1 protein-coding gene is annotated in these 299 nt (G+C 59.5%); it reads right to left on the minus strand.

Features of this window, described 5'->3' with window-relative positions; genetic code table 11:
- Positions 1 to 299, minus strand: a 299-nt coding sequence (locus A3714_RS06400; RefSeq protein ID WP_156493836.1) for a L,D-transpeptidase, incomplete at both ends; no start/stop codon positions are given.

Genomic DNA, 299 nt, shown 5'->3' on the forward strand with positions numbered 1-299 from the left:
ACCCACCGGCACCTGATCGAAAACGCGAATTATGTCCGCGTTACGCATCCGAATGCAGCCGTGAGACGCGGGAGCCCCCATGGTCTCGCTGTCCGGTGTGCCGTGAATATAAATAAAGCGACGGAAACTATCCACGTCACCGCCCAGATTATGGCCGGGTTCCATGCCTCCCAGCCAGAGAATGCGGGTAAGAACCCAATCGCGATGGGGATGCTCCTGAACCTTGGTCGCATCGCAGATTTCCCCGGAGAATTTACGCCCGGCCAGCACCGCGCCTTCCGGCAGACCCTCACCGAAGC

It is taken from the genome of Alcanivorax sp. HI0007, assembly GCF_001635525.1.
GTDB lineage: Bacteria > Pseudomonadota > Gammaproteobacteria > Pseudomonadales > Alcanivoracaceae > Alcanivorax.